6 protein-coding genes and 2 pseudogenes are annotated in these 7,770 nt (G+C 28.1%); 3 read left to right on the plus strand and 5 right to left on the minus strand.

Translation table 11 applies throughout. From position 1 onward, the window contains the following. Positions 1 to 231 (plus strand): annotated as a pseudogene (locus BM384_RS17995) (IS110 family transposase); the annotation flags it as partial. Between the two features lie 159 nt (positions 232 to 390). On the opposite strand, the gene BM384_RS13485 reads toward BM384_RS17995, so the two are convergent. Next, the gene (locus BM384_RS13485; RefSeq protein ID WP_090014381.1) at positions 391 to 1,968 is read right to left on the minus strand and encodes a class I adenylate-forming enzyme family protein; all 1,578 of its coding nucleotides are present in this window, start codon (positions 1,966 to 1,968) and stop codon (positions 391 to 393) included. A 306-nt stretch (positions 1,969 to 2,274) separates the two neighbouring features. On the opposite strand from BM384_RS13485, the gene BM384_RS13490 reads away from it, so the two are divergent. Continuing rightward, positions 2,275 to 3,618: a DUF4317 domain-containing protein gene (locus BM384_RS13490; protein WP_090014382.1), complete on the plus strand. Its 1,344-nt coding sequence runs from the start codon at positions 2,275 to 2,277 to the stop codon at positions 3,616 to 3,618. Between the two features lie 83 nt (positions 3,619 to 3,701). Here BM384_RS13490 and BM384_RS13495 read toward each other — a convergent pair whose 3' ends face one another. The 4 genes and pseudogenes from BM384_RS13495 to BM384_RS13510 all read right to left on the minus strand — a co-directional run bounded on the left by BM384_RS13495 (position 3,702) and on the right by BM384_RS13510 (position 7,429). Next, positions 3,702 to 4,688, minus strand: a complete 987-nt coding sequence (locus BM384_RS13495) for an ABC transporter permease (RefSeq protein ID WP_090014383.1) — start codon at positions 4,686 to 4,688, stop codon at positions 3,702 to 3,704. Beyond that, entirely contained in the window at positions 4,688 to 5,431 is a 744-nt protein-coding gene (locus tag BM384_RS13500; RefSeq protein ID WP_090014384.1) for an ABC transporter permease, read from the minus strand. Before BM384_RS13500 ends, BM384_RS13495 begins: the two co-directional genes overlap by 1 nt. Before the next feature lie 9 nt (positions 5,432 to 5,440). After that, positions 5,441 to 6,379, minus strand: a pseudogene (locus BM384_RS13505) (ABC transporter ATP-binding protein). A gap of 123 nt (positions 6,380 to 6,502) precedes the next feature. Further along, a complete protein-coding gene (locus BM384_RS13510; protein ID WP_175537388.1) occupies positions 6,503 to 7,429 on the minus strand; it encodes an electron transfer flavoprotein subunit alpha/FixB family protein in 927 nt (308 codons plus the stop codon). 90 nt (positions 7,430 to 7,519) lie between these two features. Here BM384_RS13510 and BM384_RS13515 point away from each other — a divergent pair. After that, positions 7,520 to 7,770: transposase (locus BM384_RS13515; protein WP_090014387.1), on the plus strand; the 251-nt coding region annotated here is incomplete at its 3' end.

Below are 7,770 nucleotides of genomic sequence, written 5' to 3' on the forward strand. Positions count from 1 at the left end.
CTTGCCTCAATTAAAAGTTTCCGAAACGGAGTTCCGGCTAATTCTGTTTTGCTTGAATACTACAATAAGTTAATTAAATCAAAGCCTAAAAAAGTAGCTATTGGAGCTATAATGCACAAATTAATTAACCACTTTTTTGCAATACTTAGGGATAAAAAGCCCTTTGAATTACGATTACCTGAAGTACATAAAAAATTATATTTAAATAGTAATTTACACGAAGTAATATAACATATAATTTAAAACTCACTCTTGTCCATTATTCGTAAAATAGTAATGGTTTATTAAGTGTACCCTCTTTTAAAAAATTACTTTTTAAAATTTTTTATTTTTTTGTATAACTGGTCTATGCATTAAAAAAAGATTAATGATGAGATAAAAATCTCACCCCTAATCTACTGCTACTTCTGTAATTATTGAATTTTTAACTTTATGTTCTGCTAGTTCTTTTAATATATTACGTTTAATTTTCCCTGTAGACGTCATAGGAAAGATATTAACAAACTCTATATACCTTGGAAATTTATATTTAGCTATTTTACCTGATAGATAATCCAATACATCTTTTTCAAAAATCTCACATTCACCAGTAGTTTTAACAAAGGCAAATACCTCTTCTCCTAACGTATAATCTGGAACCCCTACTACTACCACTGTATCTATGCCAGGCATTTTTAATAAACAATGTTCTATATCACTAGGAGATATATTTTCTCCACCCTTTATTATTATATCCTTAATTCTTCCTTTGATAGATAAGTATCCTTCTTCATCTATTGATGCTACATCTCCTGTATGTACCCAACCATCAATTATTGTTTTTTTTGTAAATTCTTTATCTTCATAGTATTCAGTCATAGCATAGTCACTCTTTACATATAATTCACCTTTTTCGTTTGCAGGCAATTCTTCTCCTGTTTCTATATCACAAATCTTAATCTCTACATGTTCTACAGCCTTTCCTGCTGTATTTATTTTAGGATCATCTATACTTTTTATAGGTGTCTGAGTAACTCCTAAAGTTTCAGTTTGTCCAAATGTATTATTTAATTCATGAATTCCTAACTTTTCAATAATATCCTTAATTAAAGTTGGCGATGATACTGCACCTGCAATCATACCTACTCTTAAACTTGTTAAATCATATTTCTTATACTGATTCAGTAAATATTGATACATTGTTGGAACACCATGAAATCCCGTACATCTTTCTTTTTGAATTTCTTCTAAAACATCTCTTGTTTTAAAACTTCTTAGTAATACTATTTTACATCCTGTAAATAATCCTAAAAATGCAGTGTATAAACCACCTAGAATATGATTAAGCGGAAGAGCTGCTAAAATAGTATCTTCTGTTGTATATTTATAATTTTTTGCAAAAGAAAGTGGTCCATTTAACAATGCTCTATGATTATAAACACTTCCCTTTGGATTTCCAGTTGTACCTGAAGTATATAATATAGCTGCCATATCACTTGGATCAACTGCATTAATATATGTCTCTAATTCTTCATCTAATACTCTTTTTAATTGAGACATAACAAAGGATAATGTGTATAAAGTTTTCATTTTTAGTATTATTTTTAGACTAGTAAATTTATCCACATCAACCTTTTCCATCATATCTTTTTCACTTACTATTAAAATTGTAGACTTAGACTTTTTTAACATATAGTCAATTTCATCTTCAGTTGACTTATAATTTATACATACACATACTGCACCAATTCTTACAATAGCTAAAAAAACTTCAATCCACTCTGGAGAATTACAGGATATTAATGCTATATGATCTCCCTTTTTTATTCCTATTGATATTAGGCTTTTTGCAATCATATTTATTTGAAAATTTAAATTTTTAAATGTGAATCTTCTTCCATCTTCAACATAAAATAAAGCCTCATTACTCCCATACCTATCAAATTCCCTTGTTGTATACCTTCCAATCGTTTCATTAATTAATTCCATTGAGAAAAATTCCTCCTTAATACTTTATACTATTTTTACCCAATCTTAATATTTCTAAAAACATAGTTTAAAATAATCCCTTTCTAATATAACACATTTTTTACCATTTTTTCACTATTTTATAGTTTTTTAAAATTCAATAGTGTTCTTCACATTGAATTCCAATAATAAAATCACTACACAAAATTCTAATAAATTTACTTGCAGAGGATTTTGATGGACATTATACTAATAATTATGTGGTAATCTTATACTTATACCATATTTTTTATAGCTTAAAACTCACGAATGAGAGGTTGAAATATTATGAAGAAAAAAGATATTTTAGAATTAAAAAGACGTTTAAAAAAAGATTCTTGTTCATTTACAAGAATGTCAGGCTGCTATGTTGATGCTGATAAAAGAGTTGTTTTAGATTTTAGTAGAACTTTTTTAAATCTTGAAGAAGAAGAGTTTTTCAAATATCTAGATATAGCAAAAAAAGTTTTATCAGGAACTATAGGAAATAATCTTTTAGAACTTAATTTTCCTACTTATGAAGAAAATGAAGGTGGAAAACAATATTCTTTAATGCAACTTAAAAAAAGTGCATTAAAGGACGAGAATCTTCTTAAAGAATTTTATCAATCTATTATTGATAACTATGATTATACAGGTAATTATTTAATTCTTTTATTCCATGATGCTTATGATGTTATAACTAAAACAAGTGATAATTCTAAGCTTGATGAGTCTGAAGAAGTTTATGAATATATTCTTTGTGCTATATGCCCTGTATCATTAACAAAACCAGGACTAAGCTATTTTGAAGATGATAATAGAATTGGTGCTCGTGTAAGAGACTGGGTAGTTGAAATGCCTAGTGTAGGTTTTGTATTCCCTGCTTTTATCGACAGAAGTAGTGATGTTAATTCTGTAATGTACTATACAAAAAATGCAAAGGACTCTCATCCTGAAATAATGGAAGAAACTCTTGGATGTATTTCTAAACAAACTGCAGCAGAACAAAAAGAAGTATTTACTAATATAATAAAAAATGCAGTTGGTGGAGATGAGTCTAAATCTGATTCAGTAATTATGGATATTCAAGAAAACCTTAATGCAATTATTGATGAACATGAATCAATGCAAGGCAAAAATGCTGATCCTTTAACTTTAACTAATGATACTATTTTAGATGTTTTAACAGATAGCGGTATTTCTGAAGAAGTAACAAATAAAATAGAAAAATGCTATACAGAAGAATTTGGTGATGAACCTCCTATAGTAGAACATCTTTTAGATAATAAAATCCTTGCTGCCAGCGAGCAAAGAAGAAAAGAACAACACCTTCAAAATCAAGTTAAAATCCTACAAGATAAACTTGAAAGAACTCAAAAAGAAGCTGCAGCTGATTTAAATCAGGACACAGCATTAGAATCAAATAATGATGAAGATCTTGTTGAAGTTAACGAAGAAATTACTGATGAAATTAATGAAGAAGATTTAAACAGCGAATCAAATAATGATGATTTTGATGTAGTTCTTCATGTAAAGCCACAAAAAGTATCACAAATAACCTCTCAAATAATTGATGGTAAGAAATGTATAATAATACCTATGGATGAAAACGAGCAGGCAAATGTTAATGGTGTTAACACAATGATTTAAATATAAAAAGTACCATAAGACTCTATTAGTCCTATGGTACTTTTTATTATTTAAAATAAAGCTATTATCTAAATATTGCTTTATTAACAAGCTTCTTGTTTCATACTCTTTTTCATAGCATAAATACCAATAAACAACAACAACACAGCCCATAAGCATATATTAGTAAGTTCTACTTTATATTGAAGTAATTTACCACCAGCTTCAACACCTTCTAAAATTTTCATATAAGCTGTTTGAGGAATTAAGTTACAAAATAAATTGAATATATTATTTTTAGTAGTGAATGCACCAAAACATCCACCTAATAATGACGTTACTATAGCAATAGCACTTCCTATTAATGAAATATTCTGCCTAGCTACTGAAGAAATAAATAGTGCAAAGGCTGTTGCAAGAAATGATATTAATCCAATTAGTATTCCCATCATTGCAATGCTATATCCAATATTAACTCCAAATACTGTTTTGGTTATTATAACTGCCAGATATGTTGGTATATATAGTGCAACAAAAGTAAATATACCTTGTGCAAATATATATTTATTTTCTTCTACCGGAGCCATAAGTATCCTTTTCAAAATCCCACTAGCTCTATCTTCAGGATAGAATACAGTTAATGCAATAGCCTGCATGAAGACTAACATTACTATAATTCCTATAACCTTAGTTCCAAGCTCCCTTACCTTTTCATCATCTTCATAATGTTTAGTACTTGTACCCTTATTAAAAAAATCTTCTACTATTTGTCTATCTTCATCACTTTTTATTACAGTTTCTGCCTCATACGTTCCATCTTTATCTTGTACTACAATATAATCATAGTTACCTAGTGCTAAATCTGCAACTCCAGGAGAGTCAGCCATTACTTCAATAGCAAACTTTGAATCTGTAGGAACACTATTAGGATTGTTACTTATTACTGCTATATTAGCTTTCATTTCTAATCTTCCTGCTAATAAAACCGCAATCAAAATAACTATAGGCATTAATATTAAACCTAATACTATAATTTCTTTTTTCCCTTTAACACGTTCTAATCTATTTTTTATTAAACTATTAATACTCATTACACATAATCCTCCAATTTAAATGTAATTTGGCACAAACCAATACAAACTATTGAAGCTATTAAAAGAATTGCAATTGTTAATTTAAATAAACTAAAGTCATTATTATAAATAATCATAAAAGAACATTCAGTAACCCATTTAACTGGAGATAAACAAGTTGCAGCCTTCATAACTTTCCCAAAGTGTCCTAATGGTGCAAATATCCCACCAAAAAATATAAATAAAACAGCTAATAAAGGTGTTATAGCATTTGCTTTTTCTTCACTCTTTAAAACACAACATGCCAAAGTTCCTATTGAACAACCTAAAAATGTAAGAGCAGCAACTAATATAATAATATAAACTATATTTTCTCCTCCAAAATTACTTCCAAAAACATATTGTTCAATGATTGCTGATAATGAATAAAATATTACAGCAAAAATATAACTTGAAATTAATTTAGATAAATATATCTCTGCTTTAGATACTGGTGCATACATTACACGAATATTCCCCGATTTAACATTTTCAGCCATAAAAGTATTAGTAACAGTCATGGCAACCATTACTCCACAAATAATTATAGTTGCAACACCATAAAAATCATATGAACTTATTAATGAACCACCAAATTTACTTTTAGTTACAACTCCAAATCCACCAAAAAGCACTAAAGGAAATATTGTATTCATAATTACCAGCATTGGCGTTTTTAGAATATTTATAAAATCAAATTTCAATATTTTTAAGAAATTCATATATACCTCCTAATCTCTTAGCTTTCTTCCTGTTAAATCTAAGAATACAGTTTCTAATGATGCTTCATCTCTGCTCATATTTTCTATCTTACATCCATTTGATGTTATTACTTTAATAACATCATTAATATTATCGCTTGATTTACTGATTGTAACCTCAATCCTATCCTCTATCTTGTTTATTTTCTTTATTCCACTTACATCTCTAAATTTAGATTCTGATAAATTATCCAAATTACTTACTTTAAATGAATATGTTACTTGATCATCAACTTTTGCTTTTAATTCTTCCTTTGTACCTTCAGCAATAACCTTACCTTCATTTATTATTATTATTCTATCAGAAATAGCCTCAACTTCCTCCATATAGTGAGTAGAATATATTACTGTTATTCCTTTCTTTTTTAGAACCTTTATAAACTCTAATATGTGATTTCTTGACTGAGGATCAATACCTACAGTTAGTTCATCCATAATAATTATTTTTGGCTTATGTGCTATACCACAAGCAATATTTAATCTTCTCTTCATACCACCAGAGAATGTTCTTGGCTTATCATCTTTTTTATCATAAAGAGCAACTGATTCTAAAGCATCTTTAATATTTCCTTGTAATTTTTCACCTGAAATATCATATAAACTTGCGAAGAATTTTACATTTTTTAGAGCACTTATATCTTCGTATATTGCTAAATCTTGTGGCACTATCCCAAGTTCTTTTTTTATTTGTTTTGTATCTTTATTTAAATCATGTCCTAAGATTTTAACCTCTCCGCCATCTGCCTTCAAAACACTTGCTAAAATGCTGATAGTTGTGCTTTTACCAGCACCATTTGGTCCTAATAATCCTAAAACTTCACCTTCCTATACATCAAAATTAATATCGTTAACTGCTTTCTTTTCACCATAGCTTTTTCTTAAATTTCTAATACTAATAACGCTATTCATTTCTTTCTCTCCTCTCATTAACTTTAACGAATACCTAAACCACTAAATATCCATTATTTTTATAATTTACCACATTTTATTTTTTTATCAAATCAAATAAATTAAATATATTTTTCACAAAACCTATAAATTACTAGTTAAAATATCTAGTTCCTTCAAAACATTATTCAAATCGTCTACTATAGCATAATCTGCATAATTGAAAATAGGAGCTTCTTTATCTGAGTTAACCGCAATAATTATCTTAGCATTTTTTATTCCAACCATATGTTGACTTGCTCCTGAAATACCAAAACCAAAATAAATATTAGGGCATATACTTATTGCAGATTGACCTACTTGTCTTTCTTTTTCTATTATTCCATCTTCTACTGCTGCTCTAGTAGCAATTACTTCTGCATTTAATTTTTTTGCTATTTTCTTGATTAGCGATACAGTTTCTAAACTTTTTACTCCTCTTCCAACAGCTAAAACAACTTTTGCACTATTTAAATCAATTTTGTTTTCATCTTTTCTAATAACTCTTTCAATGATTTCAATTGAACTATTGTTTAGCTCATCATCAATCTTTATATCAAATTTTTCTATCTTACCGCACACATTTTCCAATTTAGCTTCTGGAATAGGTATAGAATTCTTTTTAATTGTACACATTTGAAAATTACTATTAATGCATTTAATTCTTGCCACAACTGTATCATTTAATGCAGCTCTTGAAAAAATAAATTTACCATCTTCATCAAGTTCTACATCTATACAATCAGCAGTAAGTCCACTTTCAAACCTACTTGATAATGAAGCTGCCACTACTTTTGCAAATTGATTATCTAAAAACATTAATAAACTTGGTTGTTTTTCTTTAATCATATTAGATATAATTTCAATAAAAACACGTTCATCCTGAATATAATTTTCATAAAAGATAATATTATCAGCACCAAATTTAAATAGTTTTTTAAATGATTCTTTATCTTCCTTTCCGATACAAACCATGGAAACATCTTTATTAGATTGTTTTGCTAATTCTTTTGCTTTACCTAATAATTGCAATGTGGAGCTAGAATATAAATAGTACAAGTTAAAAGTGGATATTTCTCAAAAAGAGTTATAATAAAGATATGATGAATTGGAGGAATTGAAATGAGTAAACAGTATGATAAGGAATTTAAAGAAAATGCAGTAAGATACTATCATGAACATAAAGATTTGAATATGAAAAGATGTGCTACTAATTTAGGAATAGCTGCTTCTACTCTTGGGGATTGGGTTAAGAAAGCAGATATTAATGATGGTGAAGTCCCTACTAGAGGATCAGGTAATTATTCAAGTGATGAAGCAAAAGAAAATGCAAAATTAAGAAAAGAATTGAAAGATACGAAAGATGCCCTTGA

The sequence above is a fragment of the Clostridium sp. DSM 8431 genome (assembly GCF_900116755.1).
Classification (GTDB): domain Bacteria; phylum Bacillota; class Clostridia; order Clostridiales; family Clostridiaceae; genus Clostridium.

What these genes read in the sequence shown, in the direction of transcription:
- BM384_RS13485 (WP_090014381.1), bottom strand. Translation starts at nt 1,968, where the DNA reads ATGGAATTAATTAATGAAACGATTGGAAGGTATACAACAAGGGAATTT.
- BM384_RS13490 (WP_090014382.1), top strand. Translation starts at nt 2,275, where the DNA reads ATGAAGAAAAAAGATATTTTAGAATTAAAAAGACGTTTAAAAAAAGAT.
- BM384_RS13495 (WP_090014383.1), bottom strand. Translation starts at nt 4,688, where the DNA reads ATGAGTATTAATAGTTTAATAAAAAATAGATTAGAACGTGTTAAAGGG.
- BM384_RS13500 (WP_090014384.1), bottom strand. Translation starts at nt 5,431, where the DNA reads ATGAATTTCTTAAAAATATTGAAATTTGATTTTATAAATATTCTAAAA.